Source organism: Bacteroides stercorirosoris (assembly GCF_900142015.1).
In the GTDB taxonomy this organism is placed as follows: domain Bacteria; phylum Bacteroidota; class Bacteroidia; order Bacteroidales; family Bacteroidaceae; genus Bacteroides; species Bacteroides stercorirosoris.
Genome location: NZ_FQZN01000008.1, coordinates 85,599 through 107,507 on the forward strand (window position 1 = coordinate 85,599; position 21,909 = coordinate 107,507).

Consider the following 21,909-nt stretch of genomic DNA (forward strand, 5'->3'; position numbering starts at 1 on the left):
CAAATTATCCTTATATGGGTAGAGGCGAAAATCATTTTGCTTATATATTATAGCGTTACACGTAAATATGTAACTATATTAAGGTATTTGAAAGACATGTATCGCAACAAAGTCATTACTATGCATATTCTTTATTTGCAATTACATTAATATATATTAACTATGATTATTTCATATAAACAAAAACATATTTAACTTTGCAAATTATTGAAAAGACAAATAAACACGCTATTATAATACGTTATTTAAAACGCAATAAAAAACGCGCGAGTCAATACGCAGAATAATAACGCAAATTGATACCTTATTTTAAACTTAATTCTGAGAGAAGTACTTATGAAAAGAAAATTGATGTTGCTATTGATCTACCTGTACACAGGGGTAGGTCTACTCACCGCACAAACATTGAAAGTGACAGGAGTCGTCATTTTTGAAGAAGACAATGAACCTGTTGTAGGAGCTACCGTATTGGTTAAAGGTACCAAAACAGGTGTTGTGACAGATTTGGATGGTAAATTTACCATTTTAAATGTTCCAAGTTCTGCGAGAACTAATAACACTCTTCAGCCAATAAAATAAAAGACGCTAACATACAAATAGGAAATTCGAATTGAAACCATTACCTTTGCCCCGCAGCTACATGAAAGAACAATATGACCGAGCAGGAAGTCAGAAGATATCTACGAAAAATGAGCGAGCAGGATTCCCAAACTGCTTTCCGAGATTTTTATAATATGACGTATGATCGCCTATTCCGTATTGCTTATTATTACACCCATCACGAAGAATGGTCCCAAGAAATAGTGCTTGACGTATTTATGAAACTTTGGGAACATCGCCACCAACTACTGAATATCACTAATATAGAAGATTATTGCTTTATTTTGGTAAAAAACACCTCATTAAACTATATAGATAAAGAAGAACGACGCCCCACTTTATCTGCCGATACACTGCAAGAACCAACTGACCAAGCTGTATCCCCTGAGGACAACTTGATTAGCGAAGAACTCTTTGCCCGCTATGTAAAAGCCCTCGACCGGTTACCGGAACGCTGTCGGGAAGTCTTCATTCGCATTCGCGAAGAGAAACAAACGTATGCACAAGTGGCTGAAGAACTCGGCATCAGTACGAAAACAGTGGATGCGCAATTACAAAAAGCGACAATACGACTGAGAGAAATGTTGCTTCAATAAGCCGCCAATCCTTCCCTTTCTTACATTAACACTTTTTAAATTTAGTTTTATAGGGAATCTCTATATACTTCCTGTCTTTAAGCATGAACTATATAAACTAAACTAAAATTAGAACAGTATGAAACAACTTTGTAAGCAAATGGCAGGAGCTGTAGGTATCCTCTTCATCCTGGCCGCATGTGGAAACGACAATTCAAATTATCCTCAGGAGTATGTAGGTTTTGACAAGGCCACTAAAAACTATTCGTTCGACAAGAACAAAGACACAGACGAGTTTGAAATAAAGATTATCGCGGCAGAAAAGAAGAATGAGGATAGAGAAGTTCTCATCAATGGGATAAACCTGCCGGGACAAGCTGCTGTGTTCAGCATCGAGGATAAAAAGGTGATTATCCCTGCAAAGAAGAAGTCTGCCAACCTACGCGTGAAAATCTTTCCTAAAAGAATAAAGAACAAAGCCGAATTCCGCATTGTCAGTATTCCCCAGGACAAAGAAGCAAAAAAGACACAGATTACCGTTTATCTAAGTCCCCAATAAACCTTAACTATGTTTCATTATACTATTCCTTGCATATGTCACTGACACTCATTTACCAAGTTGTACAACTCAGTACATCCGAGTTGTACAACTTAGAATACCCGACATGTGCATCTCAGACTTCCCAAGTTATACAACTTGGTAAATAGACGTCAGTGAGTAAAACAAAGAATGCCATATAGAAACAACAAACATGAACAAGCCAAAATGCAGTTCACCAAATAAAAAAAGAAATCAGCGTAGGGAGTTTTTCCGTTTTGCCTGTCTTTATAGAAAAGAGAGATAAAAAGCATGGAACAAGAATTTGAAAAAATACTCGATAAACTCGTAGCCTCCACCCGTTCGCCGAGAGGAAGCTTCTCTAAGGACAATAGTTGGGAACTCCTTGAAAAACGGCTACCGCGTCTGCAACGTCGCATCCTTTCATTGCGCACAATGGCTGGTGCAGCCGCCATCGCCGTGCTTTGCGTACTGGGTTGGTGGGCATACTATATGTTCGCCCCAGTACCATTGCAAACCGTATCCACACTGGCAGAAACCCGTAGCATAGTATTACCCGACCAAACCACCATCGTACTGAACCGCTATTCCTCACTGACCTATCCCGAACGGTTCAGAGGAAAAGACCGGAAAGTACAATTGAAGGGAGAAGGTTACTTCGAAGTCAGCAAAGATGCAGAACACCCTTTCAAAGTAGAAGCCGGGGCAATCATGGTACAGGTTTTAGGCACACACTTCAACATTGATGCCTATCCGGAAGACACCCAGGTAAAGACGACGCTACTTGAAGGTTCAGTCGCCGTCAGCCTCATAGGTAAAACGGAAGAATGCCTGATCCTGTCACCCAACGAAAGTGCCATTTATAATAAGGAGAAGAAAAGCCTGACACTGCACACCGAAAAAAATGCAGCCGAAGAAATTATCTGGCAGAATGGAACCCTACTTTTCAAAAGCGTGCCTTTACAGGAAATCGTCCGGGAACTTTCCAACGCTTTCCAAACGGATATCCGTATAGAAGACGCTGATTTACAGAACTACCGCATGACGGCTACATTCTCTGACGGCGAAACGCTGGAAGAAATTCTTTCTCTGCTTTGCCGCAACCAGAAGTTTGAATACACAAAAACGAATGACAGTATAACAATCACACAAAAATTAAACTAGAATGAAATCCTCTATCTGTTCATCCCGCACCATCAGGAAATTCTTCCTGGTGGGCGCGGTTCTCCTCTCAACATGTACGCTGCAAAGCAGCATCGTATTTACCACCTGCGTTCTACAAAAAACGAATCCCGCGCAAACACGTTTCAGCATCAAACTGCAAAACGCCACGCTGGAAGAATTTGTGAAACAAGTGGAACAAAAAACCGGGTATCGCTTCATATACGGAGAAGAAGTACGCCTGAACGGACGTATCACACTGACCGTCCGCGACCTTACCCTCAACGAAATTCTCCGGAAGGCCTTCGAAAACCAACCGATAGGTTTCGAAATCTCCGGAAAGCATATTTTGCTAAACAAGCGGCCCATGCCGCAGAAAACCGTAAGCCGACGATTCACTATCAGCGGATACGTGACGGACGGGGCGTCCTCCGAGACGCTGATTGGTGCCAATGTCCTCGAAAGTCGTCAGCGGGTGGGCACTGCCACCAATCCTTTCGGTTTCTATACCCTCACCTTGCCGGAGGGAGACACTGAATTAAGTTTTTCGTATTTAGGGTACGAAACCCGGCACAGTTCGTTCCCGCTGAACAAAGATACCGTGCTCAATATCCGCCTGAATGGAGACAATGAACTGGCGGAAGTGATAGTACTTTCGGATAAAAAAGAAGCCGGCATCCAGGCTACCGCCATGGGAGCGCACGAAATTCCGATGACGCAGATACAACATACTCCGGCAGTGCTCGGAGAAGCCGACATTCTGAAAACAATTCAGCTGATGCCAGGCGTACAGGCAGGTATGGAAGGGTTCTCCGGACTATACGTCCGGGGTGGCGGACCAGACCAGAACCTTATATTGCTGGACGGTATTCCTGTATATAATGCAGACCATCTGCTGGGCGTATTCTCTGTTTTCACCCCCGAAGCAGTGAAAAACACCACACTCTACAAGAGCTCCTTTCCCGCCCGCTACGGAGGCCGCCTTTCCTCCATCATCGACGTGCGCACCAACGACGGAGATATGAACCATTACCACGGTGCGCTCAGCATCGGCACACTCACCGACAAGCTGCATATTGAAGGTCCCATCTGGAAGGGGCACACTTCTTTCAGCCTCAGCGCGCGGGCTACCCATACCACCTTCTTCAAAAATCTCATAGTGGACGAAGACGATAATTATGCTGATAAATACAACTATTACTTCTATGATATCAACGCCAAAGTGAACCACAAGTTCAGTGACCGCAGCCGTCTCTTCCTCGGTTTCTATAAGGGAAAGGACCACTACCACTTTGACTCCACTGACCATAATAATTATCAGAACAATGATCAGTCATATTTCTATTATAAGGATGACAGTCATCTGAACTGGGGAAACACTATTGCCTATGGCCGCTGGAACTATGTGTTCAACAGTAAACTGTTCTGCAACACTACCATTTCATACAATAACTATCTGATGAAATTAGATCAGGACATGGAAAATACGAGCATTTACCAAGGCCAGATATCAAACCGCTATAGCTATTTCTCCCAATTTCGCTCCGGCATCAGCGACTGGACTGCCCGTATGGACTTCGACTATACCCCTGCGCCGACACATCACATCAAGTTCGGAGCGGAATACATCCACCATACTTTCCGTCCGGGCATTTCCACTTCCAAGATGCAAGAAATAGAAAACGGACAGCCACAGGAAGAAACTATTTACGCAACCAGTAACAACCGCGCACTGCACGGACAAGAAGTATCGCTCTATGCCGAAGACAACTTTAACCTGAACAGCCGCCTCAGTCTGAATGCAGGAGTGCGGGCATCATTATTCGCTACACAAGGAAAGGAATACTACTCGGTGCAGCCCCGCCTCTCCACACGCTATAACTTCGGGCAAGGATTCTCTGCAAAGGCATCCTATACCTGCATGGCGCAATATGTACACCTGCTCTCATCCACTCCGTTCTCCATGCCTACAGACCTCTGGGTGCCGATTACCAAAAACATACGCCCCATGTATGCCAACCAATACTCTCTCGGAGGCTATTATACCGGACTGCCCGGCTGGGAGTTTTCCATAGAGGGCTACTACAAACAGATGCGCCACATACTCGAATATCAAGATGGTGTCTCTTTCTTCGGCACTTCCACCAATTGGGAGGAGAAAGTGGAAATGGGAGAAGGACGTTCTTTCGGACTGGAAGCAATGGTGCAAAAGACTTTTGGAAAGACCACAGGATGGCTGGCATATACCCTGGCAAAAACCGATCACCGTTTCAAAGACGGCGCCATCAGTCAGGGCAAGTGGTTTCCGTATAAGTACGACCGTCGCCACAGCATCAGTCTATGTCTGAACCATAAATTCAGTGAACGCATCGATGTAGGAGCTTCATGGATATTCAATACCGGCGGATGCATCACAGTGCCCGAACGGGAAACCATTGTTATCCGCCCCGATGGCAATGTAGAATCCGCCCCTTATATCTCTCAACGCAACAACTACCGCCTGCCCGCCAGCCATCGCCTGAATCTGGGCATCAACTTCAACAAGAAAACCAAGCATGGTATGCGCACCTGGAATATCAGCGTCTACAATGCCTATAATGCGATGAATCCCAATCTGGTTTACAGCAAATGGGAACAAGAATACAATAGTTATAATGACTTCTATAACAGCATCTATCAAGGGAACGGTAACCAATATACTCCTATCGAGAAAAAATCGAAAGCTGTTATCAAGAAATTAACCATATTACCCTGTATACCATCTGTTACTTATACCTATAAATTTTGAAAATCATGCCGGATATGAAAACAAGAATCAAATTACACCTTATTATATATATAGCCGTCGCCGGACTCTTTGCTGCTTGTGAGAACGAGATACCTTATAATCCCGGACAGCAAGAGCCGCTGCTCATCATGAATACCCTGCTCAATACCGGACAGACAGAGAATCTCGTCTATCTGCACCTCAGCGAAGGGAACAGTATCGGCTACATCAACGAAGCAACGCTCTCACTTTACGTGAACGGCAAACAAACAGAGTCTCCCCAAGCCATATCTCCCGAAGAATATTACAAGTATATGCAGAATCAGCTTGATAAGGAACAGTACGAGGCATTGCTGAAAAGCATGCGCTTCAAAATATTCCGCCTCACTACCGCTTTGAAACCCGGAGACAATATCCGTCTTGAAGCCACGGCAGAAGGCGGAAAATATCATGTTAGTTCCCAAGTAACCGCCCCCCAGCCTATACAAAGCCTGCAAGTAGACACCTGCACCGCCCTCATACGCCAATGGGGCAGCATGAGGGCTCACCGTCAATACCACATTACCATGCAGGATATCCCGAACGAAAAAAATTACTACCGGCTGGAAATAGTGAATAACAAGGATTTTCGCTGCGTCATCTATACTGATAACAAAGATGAGAATGGAAACTATATAAAGGACGAAAACGGAGATTACGTTTACACCCTAACAAAAGACACAGTCGTCAACTATAAATATACCGAGCTTATCAACCGTGAAGACGTGATACTGACCGACGGACATATCACCAACTCAGATGATGACGAAAATGCCATGTTCCCTAACATTGAAAACAAATATAATATCTTCACCGACAACCGTTTCACCAATTCATCCGCTACACTGAAGGTTTATACCCCGCTTTATGACGACAACTATGAAATTCTCCAATCACTAAATTACACCCGCTGCTGCCTGAAACAGACCATCACTGTGCGCCTGCTAAGCCTGCCGGAAACATACTATCGCTACCTGAAAGCCTTGAACTGCATGGATGATGATGATTACGACGAAGCCATAATGGAACCCATCAGCCTGCCCAGCAATGTAGAAGGCGGATTGGGGTTTGTGGGCGTTTCATCGGAAATTCAATACACCATAGATATGCCGGATAAAAAATGGGGATGGTGATGAAACACGAATATCTACTTTCATTATGATTACCCATATCCGGTAATCACATTACATTTGTACTACATATAAAGCCTTAAAACGAGCAAAATAACATCTAATAATTGATTTATATCAAGAAATAGCATTCTATACTCCACTTTTCTTTTCCTATACTTTTATGTTATAAAACATATTTCTATATTTGCACAGGTAAAAAGAAAAAGCTAAGCGCTTAGAGCTATTTTCAATAGGTATTAGATTTTTAGGATTAGAATTGTTTTTAGGTATAACAAATTAAAAGTAGGTATTATGAAACGTTTAGGATTAACATTAGTGGCAGCCGTATGTCTGACCGCTACGACATTTGCAGCAGGAAATCAGCCTACAACTGCAAAATGGGATGGTAACATCAACGTAAGCAAGTTGAGTAAATATTTGAATTTATCCGCTGACCAGCACGAAGAAGTTGCGAACATCTGCGAATACTTCTCTGCACAAATGGGACGCGCCACAACTTCAAAGAAGGATCAGCCAAAGAAACTTCGCAATGCAGTCTACGGAAACTTGAAGTTGATGAAAAAAGCACTGACTGACAAACAATACGCTGACTATGCAAAAGTATTGAACGTCACATTGCAAAACAAAGGTATCGAAGTGAAATAATCCCACTCCGATAATTAGGAAAATCTTTTGATAAATAAAAAAAGAGAGGGTGCTGAACATCACGTTTTGCACCCTCTTTCTTTTATCAACACCATTCAAGTGTCGACTCCCTAACCAATATACAATTTATTTACAAACAATATCTGTCTTGCAGTTCCTTCTTAAACTTTTTGGAAACCAGCAACTCCGACACATTCTCAAAAGGTGGATACAACACGCACTTACTGTCTTTGATAATCATCAGATAATCAATATTAATAATGAATGACTGATGAATCTGCACAAAGCAAGGCGCGTACTTTACGATCTGCTCGGCAGTGGTACTCTTCTTCAAAGGCAGCGGTGCCTGTCCGCTTAATACCACTTCCCACTGTTTCCTTTCAGAGCAATATCTGAAATATCCTATTTCAGCAGGGCGCAACGCCCTCATATCATTTGTCGGGGTAAACACCATAAACGTCTGGCTGGTATTTACCAATGCCGAAGGGAAAGATACCGCTTTCCGTTCCAATTCGATTCTTTTCATAAACCGAGAAATAATAAGTTCCAGCTCCTCCTCCTCAAAAGGCTTCAACAAATAATCAAAAGCAGATTGACGAATAGCAGATACCATGTATTTATCATATGCCGTATAAAAAACGACTTTCATATCCCACGTCAAAGACTCACGGATACTATCCAATAAGTCCATCCCCCTCATGTCAGGCAATTCTACATCCAAAAACAACAAATCGGGATGCACCTTGGCAATCAGCTTCTTTCCGGATGCGCCATTGCGCGCAGTACCTTCTACGTGGAAATCCTCAAATTTCTGTAATCCGAATGCCAGATTATCTAAGGACAACTCATCGTCATCTACTATTGCAACCTTATACCTGTCCATACACTATCTTGTTTCTGCGAAATTAATCAACTGAGAATAAATTCAAAAATAACAAAACGTTCTATTCAGGATATTCCGCCAAAATCGAGGATATTCGGTGGAAATTAGGGATTATCCCAAAATCATAAAACAGAATAATCATAATTCGACGGTAAATGGAAACTTACTTCACATCCGGTCTCGCCATTCGGCAAAGTTACGTTGCGTACAGCAGTTTCAATCATATCCTTGTTTTTGGCATTCAATATCTGAATAGTTTGCATAATCACCTTCATGCCGGTACCTGTCCCCCTGTTCCCACTATTCAGTTTGAAACCACCGCCATTATCGGTAATCTTGACGCAAACATAAGTACCGGAACGATAAATATCAATCCACAGGCAGCGTTCGCCTTCTTTATTCAGAAGGGCATGCTTGACAGCATTTTCCACCGGAATCTGTATCAGCATGGAAGGTAATATCAACTGGCTGGTATCCACATCTTCGCCAACCTTAACGACCAATTTGAACAGAGGACCTAAAGAACGACGCTGCAATTCGATATATGTCTGCACAAACTCCAATTCCTCTGCCAGTGTGATACACATCTGCTCCGCCAGTTCCAGATTGCGCCTCATTAACTTCACCAACGCAGATAGCTCCTTCTTCTTTTCCCCTTCCCGACTACCCATTTCCTGATTAAGCACATTGAAAATGAAATGCGGGGATATCCGGTTGCGTATATTCTCCAGACGCAGGGAAGAAATAGTCCGCTGACTCTGGGCAAGCAGAAGGGCACGCCGTTTCTTACCATACAGATAAATGAAGCAGGTAATTATCAACACCAACACACAAACTCCAATCCAGAAGAAAAGTCCTTCATTCAGCTTCAGCATCTCAATCTTCTGTTGTTCAATCAATATGTTCTTTGCCAACAATGTGGAATCCTGTTGATATCTTAATGAAATATCGGCAGTACGCATCTTCACACGCTCATTCCGGATGGAATCGTCCAACCGCCTGTTTTCTTTCTGATAAAAGAAAGCATTCTTGTAGTCCGCCGTCCGTTCATAAAATTCCTGCAGATATTTATTGCGGATATGCAGCATATCCGGTTCCACATTTTCCGAATTGGTAATCGTACTCAACAGATGCCTGACCTTAGCTATATCATTCCTTTCCAAAGCCAATCCTATACGCTGCGTATCAATATAATAAAGTGCTCCCGCCGCTCCCATCTTCTGAAAGAAAGGCTGGCACTTACTTATATATTTCGCCGCTGAATCAGGTTCATTCATTTGCAGATATACATCTCCCAGATTGACCATACAAAGATTTCTCTCAAAAACCATGTCAGAATGAAAAACAGCCAACGAAAGACCTTTCTTAAAATATTCCAAAGCCTCCGTATAATCTTCCCGGTAATAATATGAATTGCCACGATTATTCAAGTAGATATACTGTTCATAAGGCAACATCTTATCATAGAACGTTTCCGCCAGATTATAATAGTAATCACATTGGTCAAAATCATGCAAGGCCATATAAACCTGTGCAAGACCATAATAAACCGGAGGACGTTTTTCTTCAGACAATCCCAGTGAGTCGCTTGTCTGCAATGCTTTACGATACCAGTAAGCACTGACGTCATACTTTCCCTGACGGCTGCACGCATCAGCCAGATTGATAAGAATATCCGACACCAGCTCTTTCTTTACTCCTTGCAGGCGTTGTTCATAAGAATCTGTAAAACAAATAATGGCAGAGTCCATATTTCCTACACGGACATAAATATTACCTTTAACATTCAGGTATTCCGAACGCAAATCTGCAATATAAGGAGATGGCTGCTGACGGTCACAAAAGTCCTCAATCTTCTTCCTTAAATGACGGGCAGAGTCCACATCCGAAGAAAACATATATGTTTTCAGTACTATGGCAGCATAGTAGTACCATTCCAGGCTATCGGTCGACATTTGCATTTTTTGTAGCGTCAAACCACGTACTTTCTGCGGATAGGCAGTCAGAGAGTCTGTGACCGAACTATAAAAAGAGTCATAATCTTCCACCCATGAGCTCTTTCTTTCCGGCTGTTTACACGAAACGGCCAAGATCAGTAAAAAAAAGATAGAGAAAATGATTCTCCATATAATCTTGTCACATATTGTGTCCATCGCTTTTACTGTTTAAATAAAGAATTACGGCATTCCTCATGTATTACCACAAATATAATAGTTTTTCCCATTTAGTCCAATTTTAAGACCGGATATCCACTGAAATATTTGTTTACCCTACTTTTATACATTCTATTATTTGGGTATAAAAAATAGTTGTTTTAACTTTGCATAAACAATTCTAAGTAATCATTAACAGTAATCCACAAATAACGAGACACAATGAAAAAGGTTTTATTTTTGGGAATTTTCATTTTCCTTCTTGTGCCTACAGCTTTGCAGGCACAATATCTACGTTCTTCTTATTTCATGGAAGGCAGCAGTACCCGTATGCAGCTGAATCCGGCACTACAACCTAAACGTGGTTATGTCAATATACCCGGTATAGGTTCGGTAATCGCCGAAGTATCCACCAATTCCCTGGGCATTCATGACGTTATCGATGTCTTTGATTCCGACGGCGAATTTTACAACAATGATAAATTCTACAACCGTCTGAAAGGAATGAATGAGATGAATATCAGTGCTAATACGGATGTCATATCTTTCGGTTTTTATAAAGGGAAAGGGTTCTGGTCATTCAATGTAGGAGCGCGGGCAGATGTAGATGCGACTATTCCTAAAGAGATGTTCAGATACCTGCGGACAACGGACGCGGAAGACTTCAGATGGAATGGAGAAAGCTTTGATATTCGCAACGAAAAATTACGCTTAAATGCTTATATAGAAGTCGGAGCCGGTTATTCACGTGCTATCAATGAGCGATTGACCATAGGTGGTAAAGCAAAATTATTGCTGGGTGCCGGAAATATAAATCTGAAAATTAACCAGTTGCATCTGAGTGGAAAAGAAGCCGAAATGGATTCTGAATTTCAGATAATTTCGGATGCGTATCTGGAAGCTTCCGCCAAGGGACTGGAGCTTAAGGAAGAGAATGGTTATATCACCGACCTGGATTACAACAGCTTTGGCATCAGTGGTTACGGAGCCGGCATTGACTTGGGAGCAAGTTATCAACTTATGAAGAATCTTACTCTTTCTGCCGCAATTCTTGATTTAGGATTTATTTCCTGGGGTAAATCGAATTCTCAGGTAGCCGAGTCAAGCAAGAATACGACTATTGACAAAGACAACTATGATACATCATCCGATGTACTGGACTTTGAACTCTATGGTTTGCAGAAGAAGGAAAACAAATCCCGTACCACTTCTTTATCACCGACTATGGTTATAGGAGGAGAATATGGTTTGCTGAATAATAAACTGGGGTTAGGATTATTATCAACTACCCGCTTCGGACAGCTAAAGACGTATTCTGAATTGACATTGTCTGCCAATTACCGCCCCAACACTTTGATAAATGCAACGCTAAGTTACTCCATGTTGCAAGGTGGCGAAACTTTCGGTATTGCTTTCAAGGTAGGTCCTTTGATGCTGGGCACCGACTATATGTATTTCGGAAACAATTCCAAACATGTAAATGCCTTTATCGGCCTTTCCATTCCTTTGGGAAAGAAAACTAAGACTAATATCTGATGGTATAGTTACGAGCTACAAGCTACGAGTTGCTGCGCTGTACTCGTAGCTTGTAGCTTGTAACTATTTCACCGTCACCATTGTCGCTCCGAAGCCATATTCCTGAAAAGAAGCGTCCTGATGCCGAAATGCAGGATATTTGCGTTTCAACTCATCCAGCAGTGCTTTACGAAGCACTCCGTCCCCTTTTCCATGAATAAAGACAATGCGTTGTTCACGCTTATTCTTATACTGTTCCAACACTTCGCGGAACTTATCAAGCTGATAATTCAATATCTCACTGTTACTCATCCCATGAGTATCGTCCAATAACTCCCCGATATGAAGATCTATCTCAATAATGCCATTCTGCCCGCCACGCTTCACAATAGGTTGAGACTTCGGTTTATCCACAACAACCTTTTGAAGCAAAGCTGACTGCAACTCCTCGGCAGAAACATACACTTGCTTGGTAGGAACATCGTCTTTCACAATATCATAAATCAGAGCGGGAGTTTCAAAGAATTCCGATTCCTGGAATGTGTGCAACTTATAAAACTTTACTGTATCAATACGCAGCTCCACACTGACCGCCGGCTTCAAAGCGAAAGAACGACCGTCTTTAAAAGCTATGAACTGCACAGCCACATGTTCCCGATCATTCAGTTCCGCTTTTTCAAACTCTTCCAAAAGGAATTTAGTATTCGGTTCTACCAACCCGTTAGAACGGACATTCCACGCTTTTCCTTCAGCGCAGAGATAAGTATAGTATAGATAGTAATTACTGTCATTCACCAGATAAGCCTCAAAAGGCGTTGTGCTGACTGCTTTGATATCCTCCGGAACGAAAGCCAGAAAAACGTTCAATATATCTCCGCCACGCGTTTCCTGCTGACGGAAGACAGACACCTCAGGCACCTTCACCGGCTTTTCCTCCACCTTCTTCGGAGCAGCTTTCGATGCCGGCCTCGTCATATTATAATCATCCGTTTCTATCACCACGCACTCACGCATGGGCATCGGAATATCAAAACCGTCGGAATCTTCCACCAACACAATATCCCTGCCCCGGAATCCTTTCACGATACCGCCTCCGATTTCGTTAAGGAAACGTACTTTATCACCTATTTTCATCTTCTTTCCATTTTAGTATTTGACAAATAACAACTTGCGGTTGGAGTTCTGAAACCCAATCACCCTACAAAGATACGGCAACTCAATAAAAAAAGATAGAAAAAAGACGATAAATATCCGTACCTTTGCAGCCCGTAAATGAAGTTTATCATGAAAGAAGATCCAAAACATATCCGTATCAGCGAATTTAACTATCCGCTACCCGATGAACGCATCGCCAAATTCCCCTTGTCTGTACGCGACCAGTCTAAACTTCTGGTATATCGTCACGGCGAAGTATCCGAAGACCGCTTTATTTCACTGCCTTCCTACTTGCCCGCAGGAAGTCTGATGATATTCAATAACACGAAGGTGATTCAGGCACGACTGCACTTCCGCAAGGAAACCGGCGCTCTGATCGAAGTATTCTGCCTGGAACCCATCGAACCGAACGACTACGTACTCAACTTCCAGCAAACAGAACATGCCGCCTGGCTGTGCATGATAGGCAATCTGAAAAAATGGAAAGAAGGAACTCTGAAACGGGAAATGGTTGTAAAAAGCCAGCCCATTACGCTGACAGCCACTCGTGGCGAATGTCACGGTACCAGTCACTGGGTTGATTTCCGCTGGAACAATTCGGAAATTACCTTTGCCGACATTCTTGAAGTATTCGGTGAACTACCTATTCCGCCCTATCTGAACCGGGAGACCCAGGAAAGTGATAAAGAGACTTATCAGACCGTCTACTCTAAGATAAAAGGTTCGGTAGCCGCACCTACCGCCGGACTGCATTTCACTCCCCGTGTGTTGGATGCCTTAAAAGAAAAAGGAGTCGAACTGGAAGAACTGACACTGCACGTAGGCGCAGGTACTTTCAAGCCCGTAAAGAGCGAGAAAATAGAAGGACATGAAATGCATACGGAATACATATCAGTTTCGCGGGGAACCATTGAAAAATTGATTGCCCATAACGGAAAGGCAATTGCCGTAGGCACTACATCAGTCAGAACACTGGAAAGTCTTTACCACATCGGTGTCACCCTCCTAAAGAATCCTGATGCGACAGAGGAAGAACTGCACGTCCGGCAGTGGCAACCCTACGAAACGGCAGAAGAAACAGCCAGTATCACTTCCACGAAATCGTTGCAGGCCATTCTCGATTATCTGAGCCGTCACGAGATGGAAGCTCTGCATACCAGCACCCAAATTATCATTGCTCCGGGATATGATTATAAGATTGTATCGGCCATGGTCACCAACTTTCACCAGCCACAAAGTACATTGCTGTTACTTGTATCGGCCTTTGTAAAGGGGAACTGGAGAAAGATATATGATTTCGCTTTAAGCCATGACTTCCGTTTCTTAAGTTATGGAGACTCATCATTATTAATACCGTAAAATTATGAACAGCGATAATAACCAAGAAATGTTCCCCCTTGTCGACGAACAAGGAAATATTACAGGTGCCGCCACCCGCGGTGAATGCCACAGTGGCAGCAAACTGCTGCATCCCGTGATACACCTGCACGTCTTCAACTCCCAAGGTGAACTGTACCTTCAGAAACGCCCCGAATGGAAAGACATCCAACCCGGGAAATGGGACACTTCCGTAGGCGGACATATAGATTTAGGGGAAAGTGTGGAAATGGCATTGAAACGCGAAGTACGCGAAGAACTGGGCATCACCGAGTTTACCCCTGAAACAGTCACTCATTATGTCTTTGAGTCCAGCCGTGAAAAAGAACTTGTCTTTGTACACAAGACTGTATACGATGGTGAAATACATCCAAGTGACGAACTGGATGGCGGACGTTTCTGGACAATAGAAGAGATCAAAGAAAATATAGGCAAGGGGGTATTCACTCCGAACTTTGAGGGAGAAATCGGAAAGATTATATCACCGGACGCATAAACGATACGAAATGTCATAACAAAGAAGAGGCGGCATCCCTTTTTGAAAGAATGCCGCCTCTCTTATTCTTATTGAATATTGGCTTATTTCGCCAGATCTTCAATCACTTTCATTATTTTCTGACCGATTTCCTCAGCCGCTTCCGGTGTGGAAGCCTCACTATATACACGTATGATCGGTTCGGTATTACTCTTGCGCAAATGTACCCACTTGTCTGCAAAGTCTATTTTCACACCGTCGATATCATTGATTTCTTCATTCTTATAAAGTTCTTTCACTTCAGCAAGAATGGCATCAACATCCGTTTCGGGAGTCAGGTCCACACGGTTCTTCGCCATGAAATAAGCCGGATAAGTTGCACGAAGTTCACTAACTTTCTTGCCTTCATGCGCCAGATGGCTCAGGAACAAAGCGATACCTACCAATGCGTCGCGTCCGTAATGGCTTGCCGGATAAATAACTCCGCCATTGCCTTCACCACCGATAACGGCGCCTACTTCTTTCATCTTGGTAGTTACATTCACCTCGCCTACGGCAGAAGCAAAATATTCTTTGCCATATTTACGGGTTACGTCACGCAATGCACGGGTGGAACTCAGATTGGATACCGTATTACCCGGAGTATGCTTCAATACATAGTCGGCAACACTTACCAATGTATATTCCTCACCATACATTTTTCCATCTTCGCAAATCATTGCCAAGCGGTCTACATCCGGGTCAACCACAAAAGCCACATCAGCCTTGCCACCCTTCATCAGGTTCATGATATCACCCAGATTCTTTTCCAGCGGTTCGGGATTATGCTGGAAGTTCCCAGTCGGTTCGCAGTAGAGCTTTTCTATGTGTTGCACACCAAGCTGTTCCAACAATTCCGGCAAAATAATGCCGCCTACAGAGTTCACACAGTCGATAGCTACACGGAAGTTCGCCTTTTTGATGGCTTCTACGTCCACCAGGTCGAGTGCCAGTACACTGTCTATGTGTTTCTGATTATAAATCAAGTCCTTACGATAAGAGCCCAACTTATCTACTTCAGCATAGTCAAATTCTTCAGCCTCAGCAATACGAAGTACTTCGTTACCTTCGGCAGCATTCAGAAATTCACCACGTTCATTCAGCAATTTCAGAGCGTTCCATTGTTTGGGGTTGTGCGAAGCAGTTAAAATAATACCACCGGCAGCACCTTCCATCGTTACAGCCAGTTCAGTAGTCGGTGTAGAAGCCAGGTCGATGTCAACCACATCCCAGCCCATACCCATCAGGGTACCTACCACTACATTCTTTACCATTTCACCCGAAATGCGGGCGTCGCGTCCTACTACAATTTTGTTGCTTTTTACTGTGCACGTTTTGCGGATAAGTGTTGCATACGCTGATGTGAATTTCACAATGTCAAGCGGATTCAAGCCTTCACCCGCCCCTCCGCCAATAGTTCCGCGGATTCCAGAGATAGATTTGATTAGAGTCATTAGGTTATTAATGATTTAAAGATTGTTGGTTAAAAATCACCTATAAATTTGGTATTTACGGATATCATAATAATAAGGATATACTTGTTGCATTGCGGAATTATGTCCCATCTTGGAAGGAACAATCAACTTCACATGCGCTCCATCACGTACATAAGCCAACGGAACCAACCAACCGGCAGGAACAGAAGTACCATAATAAGTATACATGAATCCCTGCGTAAATTGTCCGGCAATTGAAGAACTCGTTACCCGATAGTTGAATTCATCCACCACTTCCGCATAAGCGAGATTAGACAGTGTTACCGCTTTATCGATCAGACTATATTCCATGAAACGAACCAGTACCTGATCATTAGCTTTCACCGTATCAGCCGGATTTTCAGAGCCTTTGTCCACGATCTGCATATACACGCCACTGGCGAGTTGCACATATTCATTCTTGGACCTATCCGTAGTCGAGTCGTTTCTATAAAATTCCGTTTGGGATATAACTGTAATACTACTGTCTCTGATAAACGCTTTGATGGCATCTTTTTCTTCCTCCAACATCTCTGCATAGGTCTTGGTGTTATCGCACGCCTGAAAAGCCAGACCACATGCCAATAAAGCTAAAAAAAACAATGTAAGTTTCTTCATTATCTGTTATTTAGTAATTCCGTACAAAAGTATTCGATTTCGTTGAAAGTTGAAAGCCCTACGAAGAAACTTCGTATCTTTTAACCTTTGTACCTCACTTTTTTTATCCTTTCGCATTCAGCAAAGGTTTGAATTTCTCCAAAGCACGCTCCAAAACCCTCTTTGCTTCATCCATCGTACCATAGAATTCACCGCCGGAAGCATTCAAATGTCCGCCTCCATTGAAGAACTCGGCAGCCAGTTGGTTGCAGGGGAACGTACCTACCGAACGCAATGAAACTTTAATCATTGGCTTCTCAGTATCTTCACGCAGGAAACACGAAAAGACAACATCTTTTATACTCAAAGGAATATTTACAAATCCTTCACTATCCCCCCGAATATAGTTGAAGCGTCCCTGTTCATTCTTGGTCAATGAGATTAGGGCGGCATGGTAATCGGGATAAACCCGCATCTGCGAAAGCACATATCCCATCAGCCGCAGACGGCTTTCGGAGTAAGTATTATAAACTTTCCGGTAAATATCATCTTTATCGATACCTTTGGAAAGCAATTCGCTGATGATAAAGTAGATCTCCCGGTTATTGGAGTTGTAGGTAAAACCACCTGTATCGGTCATCATACCGGTATAAATACATTCCGCTCCTTGTTTGGTTATTTCGTTGAAGTAGCCCATACGGCATATCAAGCGGAATACAAGCTCGGATGTGGAAGATATGGTCGGATGCGAGATGGTGATATCACAGAATTCTTCGGGATACAAATGATGGTCTATCAATATTTTCTTTCCCTTGGCAGCCTTTATGGCATCCGCCATCGCATCTATGCGACTCAGTGCATTAAAGTCCAGACAGCAAATTATTTCCGCTTCCGCTATCAGTTTATCTGCAAATTCCTTGTAACGGTCGTAGAGCAACACATCTTTACTACCCGGCATCCATCTCAGGAAGTCAGGAAAGGCATTCGGTACAATGACATTTGCCGTCTTTTCCTGCGAATTAAGGAAGTGCCACAGGCCTAACGAAGAGCCGATAGCGTCACCATCCGGTGCCACATGTGCTACAATTACGATTCTCTCCGCATGTCCCATCCATCTGGCAAAGCGGTCTATCTTGGCTTGTTCTATTACTTTGGTCAACATATACTTTTATGATTTTAGAAACAGACGATTAAAGTAACTCTCTTCATCTATAACAAATTGAAGGGGCAAAAGTACGAAAAAGTTCGGGAGTTGACGGAAAGTAATGCAGGTTTTATTTAGTCTTCGTATTCCGTTGCCGTTCTACTCAATGAACGCGCAAACGGAATTGCCTATTTTCCGGAGTTTTTTTCATGTTCCTCGTAGCCGGCCAGGTTATAAGAAACCGGAATGGTACTATTTCCGACACGGTATATACCAAATTTGAAGTAATATCCTTCTTCGTCATTACGTCCGATTAATATTTCTTCTTTGTTCACAATATGCTTCTTTAGTTCTTTCCCGTCTTGCTGGTAAGACATAGTCACATCCAGAAGCCCAGGCCTAAGAATAGTCTCTCGCTCCTTTCCGTATAGAGTCCAGTCTATATCCACCCGGAAGGTTACCCAGCACTCTTTCGGGAAAGAGCCGAACGGCATCTTATAAGCTATTGTGGAAGCCTTATAAGTGGAAGTCACGGGACGCATAATTTCTGCCTTGTCCGGATTCGCATTGCAACGGTCGGTTTTGTCCGTCAACCATTTACGGTCCGAATTAGCCTTGATGTAGAAATAACCTTGTGAAAAGCCGAAAGCAAGAGGAGGATATCCGCCTTGTTCAATCAGCCAGCCATTAGGATTTCCGGCTTTGTAGACAGTATCTCCTTTAGCATTGATTCTGGCTATTTTATCATGAGCTATATTCTTCTTGAAAATCATCTTTTTTTCCAGTTCAAGAAACTCTTCAACACTAAGTTTCATCACTTTACCGTTAGGATCGGAAACGAGTGTACGGCTCGGCATACCATGCCATTGTGCAAAAATAGTGGATACATCTTTGTCCAAAGCCCGCGGAATATAAACGGAAAATGTATAGCTCATGGATGAACCTTGCGGGCAACTTCCTTTACCGTAATGATATACAGTCTTCATCTTTTGTGCATTGGAGTATTCATTGGCCGGATAATTACGAAAGTCATTGGCCACAGCATAGCAATAGCAAAGTTCAGCACGACCTTTGGTTTCTCCTTTGGCGTAGCCTTCCAAAGTATTGTCTTCCTGTTTCAATTCGAAACGGTAAGAAGGCTTGTTCCCGAAAGGCCGGGAGTAATCCAATTGAATGGTATGGGGTTTATTGGTACCGACGGCTACCCAACGGTCATCAATAATCTGGTTTGCACGGGCCGAATCGGCCTGCACATTTACACGTTCTTTCAGGGGTGTTAAGTTATCTGACTGTGCACGGACCGGACTTACCGCTGTCAAAGGGAGCAGGCAGAGGGTGATTAATGCGATTGTTCTCATTCTCTATTGATATTTAGTTAATTGGCTTGATAACATTGTACATAAGTTCACTTTTAGTTCGGCAGAGGCACCATTGGCCTGCGACCATAATTCAGCTTCAAGCCCTTCTTGTACGCTTCAGAGCCATGCAAATCTTTAATATCCATTTCACCCAGATTTACAAGGATACCACGCGCCATAAGCCCCGCATCTTCGTTTTCAAGACGCGGCAAGGTTTCAGCGGCTTTTCTCAGTTCGGGCAGAAACGGCCGGATATAGTCACGCATTTCGGGGTCTAAAGATAAACATTCCAGAGAAGAGTAACCTATTTTTCTATCTTTTTCTTGAACCGGAGTAACGAGGCGGGCAATCCCTTCTTGCGCTTTGTCCAGATAAGCAACAGTATAGGCTGCTTCGGAAGCTATATAAGGATTATCGTCTTGCAGAAGTGCCAGCAAAGCTTGCGGACAAGTCTTGATTTGATTCTCTTTGGCGAGTTTTGCATACCCCACCACTCCCCAGAACCTCATTTCCGGCAAAGGACTGGTTATTGCTTTCTCCAACATAGGGAGGGAAGTTGCAGCTGCCATTCCCGCAGTTTCCACAAGTGCATAAAGTTCGTTCAAAGGATATTTCTCTTTGCGTACTTTTTCATAAAGTATATGACCGGTACGTGAATTTGGAAGAAAAAATCCCAAGTCACCGGTGGCACGGATATGGTCGGATAATGCTTGGCGCATTTTGCACAAGGTTTCTGCATATTCGGGGGTAGCGGACAGATCATGCAATTCATCCGGATCTTTTTCAAGATCGAACAGCATTTCCGCCGGATGAGCTTCAAAAGTCAGTTTCCAGTCCGGGTTGGTATTATGTCCTCCCAACACCAGTTTGTCCCATGCTTTATTGGAAGGCATTCCCCATTGGTAATAATTGCGCAGAGCAAACTGACGGTAAGGAATATAACTGCGAATATACTTGAAATGTCTGTCGGTAACGGCACGCACCGGCATGAAGTGGTGTAGCTGGTTGGCTGCCAATGCAAACTGCATTTCCCGTTTTTCCTTGCTTGCAAATTTGCCATACAGGGCTTTGCCTTGCATATGCTTGGGAGGTTTTATGCCCGAAAGACTAAGTACGGTAGGCCCTAAGTCTGTAAAGTTGACTAAACTGTATTCCTTACCTGCTGCATTGTTTGCCAGATGCTGCCATTTGGGTGGGAAGTATGCAATCAGAGGTACTCTCAACCCGCTTTCATACAAATATCCCTTTCCGCGTGGAATGCAACCGCCGTGGTCACTGAAAAAGAATATAATCGTATTCTCATCCAATCCTTTTTCCTTCAGATCTTTCAGGAAAAATCCCAGCCAGGTATCCACATCCTGCACCGCTTCAAGATGACCGGCATAGTCGGAACGCACTTCCGGAAGATCGGGAACATAAGAGGGTAATGAAAGCAATGCCGGATAAATGCCTTCTTGAGTATAATCTCTCCGCCCGTCAGTATGGAAAGTACGGATACGTCCCATATGCGAGGTTACAGTATTGAATACAGCAAAAAAGGGCTGGTCTTTCTGGCGTTTGGGGCTGTTGTAAGAAGCTTGGTTATTACACTCGTCCCAGCAACTTTTGTTGTCAGTGGTAGAATTATAGTGCGTTTTGCTATTGTTTGTGCAATAATAGCCGGCTTCGCGCAACCGTTGTGGAAAAAATATATCAGCAGGTGTATCGTAAGGCACAGGATGAATATCCATTCCGTAAGTACTTGAATAGCATCCGGTGATGAGCGATGAACGGGCTGCCGAACTTTGAGGAGCAACAGACCAGGCATTCATGAACTGTACACCGCGGGAAGCAAGACTGTCCGCATTGGGAGTATGTACTCCCTTATTGCCGTAACAACCGAATTCATAGGCACTGGTATCTTCAAAAGTGAGCCAGAGAATATTAGGCCTTTCGCCTTTTTTATCTGCCGCCTCTGTCTGCATGGAATACAATCCGCAGAAAGTGGTACACATTAATAAGGGTAGGTGTTTCATATACTACTAAAATTTAAGGAGGATTTATTTTCTGCCGCTAAAGTAGGGCGTTCGCAATTGACAAAGGCGCTTTTATGTTTAAAAGTGCGCTAATATTGTCTCAACAGATGACTTTTCAACAATATTAGTATCGATTCAACAATATTGCGACTACCTATAAACGTCTGTATACGAAATATTAAAGATAAAAGCGAGAGTAATTAGTCATAAAGCCGTATTTTTGAACTTTAAATCTAATTACGAA

At 43.2% G+C, this 21,909-nt stretch carries 17 protein-coding genes and 1 pseudogene; 10 read left to right on the plus strand and 8 right to left on the minus strand.

Going from position 1 to position 21,909, the window contains the following annotated elements; all coding sequences use genetic code 11:
• Positions 1 to 336: 336 nt before the first annotated feature.
• The 7 genes and pseudogenes from BUC01_RS07750 to BUC01_RS07780 all read left to right on the plus strand — a co-directional run.
• Positions 337 to 552 (plus strand): annotated as a pseudogene (locus BUC01_RS07750) (carboxypeptidase-like regulatory domain-containing protein); the annotation flags it as partial.
• Positions 553 to 653: 101 nt separating this feature from the next.
• Positions 654 to 1,196: an RNA polymerase sigma-70 factor gene (locus BUC01_RS07755; RefSeq protein WP_025832203.1), complete on the plus strand. Its 543-nt coding sequence runs from the start codon at positions 654 to 656 to the stop codon at positions 1,194 to 1,196.
• 118 nt (positions 1,197 to 1,314) lie between these two features.
• Complete coding sequence (locus BUC01_RS07760; protein WP_025832205.1) at positions 1,315 to 1,734, plus strand: hypothetical protein; 420 nt, start codon at positions 1,315 to 1,317, stop codon at positions 1,732 to 1,734.
• A 282-nt stretch (positions 1,735 to 2,016) separates the two neighbouring features.
• Complete coding sequence (locus BUC01_RS07765) at positions 2,017 to 2,898, plus strand: FecR family protein (protein ID WP_025832207.1); 882 nt, start codon at positions 2,017 to 2,019, stop codon at positions 2,896 to 2,898.
• 1 nt (position 2,899) lies between these two features.
• Positions 2,900 to 5,683 (plus strand): TonB-dependent receptor, encoded by a 2,784-nt coding sequence (locus BUC01_RS07770; protein WP_025832209.1) that lies wholly within the window; start codon positions 2,900 to 2,902, stop codon positions 5,681 to 5,683.
• Between the two features lie 14 nt (positions 5,684 to 5,697).
• The gene (locus tag BUC01_RS07775; RefSeq protein WP_025832211.1) at positions 5,698 to 6,834 is read left to right on the plus strand and encodes a DUF4249 domain-containing protein; all 1,137 of its coding nucleotides are present in this window, start codon (positions 5,698 to 5,700) and stop codon (positions 6,832 to 6,834) included.
• Between the two features lie 291 nt (positions 6,835 to 7,125).
• Complete coding sequence (locus tag BUC01_RS07780) at positions 7,126 to 7,479, plus strand: hypothetical protein (RefSeq protein ID WP_025832213.1); 354 nt, start codon at positions 7,126 to 7,128, stop codon at positions 7,477 to 7,479.
• A 130-nt stretch (positions 7,480 to 7,609) separates the two neighbouring features.
• Here the strand turns inward: BUC01_RS07780 and BUC01_RS07785 are convergent, their stop codons facing one another.
• Positions 7,610 to 8,362, minus strand: coding sequence for a LytR/AlgR family response regulator transcription factor (locus tag BUC01_RS07785; protein WP_073313256.1), 753 nt, complete (start codon positions 8,360 to 8,362; stop codon positions 7,610 to 7,612).
• Positions 8,363 to 8,484: 122 nt separating this feature from the next.
• Positions 8,485 to 10,515: a tetratricopeptide repeat-containing sensor histidine kinase gene (locus BUC01_RS07790; RefSeq protein WP_081795800.1), complete on the minus strand. Its 2,031-nt coding sequence runs from the start codon at positions 10,513 to 10,515 to the stop codon at positions 8,485 to 8,487.
• A 222-nt stretch (positions 10,516 to 10,737) separates the two neighbouring features.
• On the opposite strand from BUC01_RS07790, the gene BUC01_RS07795 reads away from it, so the two are divergent.
• Positions 10,738 to 12,051, plus strand: a complete 1,314-nt coding sequence (locus tag BUC01_RS07795) for a DUF5723 family protein (protein ID WP_025832217.1) — start codon at positions 10,738 to 10,740, stop codon at positions 12,049 to 12,051.
• A gap of 63 nt (positions 12,052 to 12,114) precedes the next feature.
• Here the strand turns inward: BUC01_RS07795 and BUC01_RS07800 are convergent, their stop codons facing one another.
• Positions 12,115 to 13,164 (minus strand): DUF2027 domain-containing protein, encoded by a 1,050-nt coding sequence (locus BUC01_RS07800; RefSeq protein ID WP_025832219.1) that lies wholly within the window; start codon positions 13,162 to 13,164, stop codon positions 12,115 to 12,117.
• A 150-nt stretch (positions 13,165 to 13,314) separates the two neighbouring features.
• On the opposite strand from BUC01_RS07800, the gene BUC01_RS07805 reads away from it, so the two are divergent.
• Positions 13,315 to 14,544: an S-adenosylmethionine:tRNA ribosyltransferase-isomerase gene (locus tag BUC01_RS07805; protein WP_025832221.1), complete on the plus strand. Its 1,230-nt coding sequence runs from the start codon at positions 13,315 to 13,317 to the stop codon at positions 14,542 to 14,544.
• Between the two features lie 4 nt (positions 14,545 to 14,548).
• Positions 14,549 to 15,058, plus strand: a complete 510-nt coding sequence (locus tag BUC01_RS07810; protein WP_025832223.1) for an NUDIX hydrolase — start codon at positions 14,549 to 14,551, stop codon at positions 15,056 to 15,058.
• 83 nt (positions 15,059 to 15,141) lie between these two features.
• Here the strand turns inward: BUC01_RS07810 and glmM are convergent, their stop codons facing one another.
• The 5 genes from glmM to BUC01_RS07835 form a co-directional block, all read right to left on the minus strand.
• Positions 15,142 to 16,530, minus strand: a complete 1,389-nt coding sequence (gene glmM, locus BUC01_RS07815) for a phosphoglucosamine mutase (protein ID WP_073313259.1) — start codon at positions 16,528 to 16,530, stop codon at positions 15,142 to 15,144.
• A gap of 36 nt (positions 16,531 to 16,566) precedes the next feature.
• Positions 16,567 to 17,169, minus strand: coding sequence for a BamK family beta-barrel-assembly machinery protein (locus BUC01_RS07820; protein WP_025832225.1), 603 nt, complete (start codon positions 17,167 to 17,169; stop codon positions 16,567 to 16,569).
• A 103-nt stretch (positions 17,170 to 17,272) separates the two neighbouring features.
• Positions 17,273 to 18,310, minus strand: a complete 1,038-nt coding sequence (locus BUC01_RS07825) for a DHH family phosphoesterase (RefSeq protein ID WP_025832227.1) — start codon at positions 18,308 to 18,310, stop codon at positions 17,273 to 17,275.
• A 170-nt stretch (positions 18,311 to 18,480) separates the two neighbouring features.
• Entirely contained in the window at positions 18,481 to 19,650 is a 1,170-nt protein-coding gene (locus BUC01_RS07830) for a heparin lyase I family protein (RefSeq protein WP_025832229.1), read from the minus strand.
• Between the two features lie 53 nt (positions 19,651 to 19,703).
• A complete protein-coding gene (locus BUC01_RS07835) occupies positions 19,704 to 21,665 on the minus strand; it encodes a sulfatase family protein (RefSeq protein WP_025832230.1) in 1,962 nt (653 codons plus the stop codon).
• Between the last annotated feature and the right edge of the window lie 244 nt (positions 21,666 to 21,909).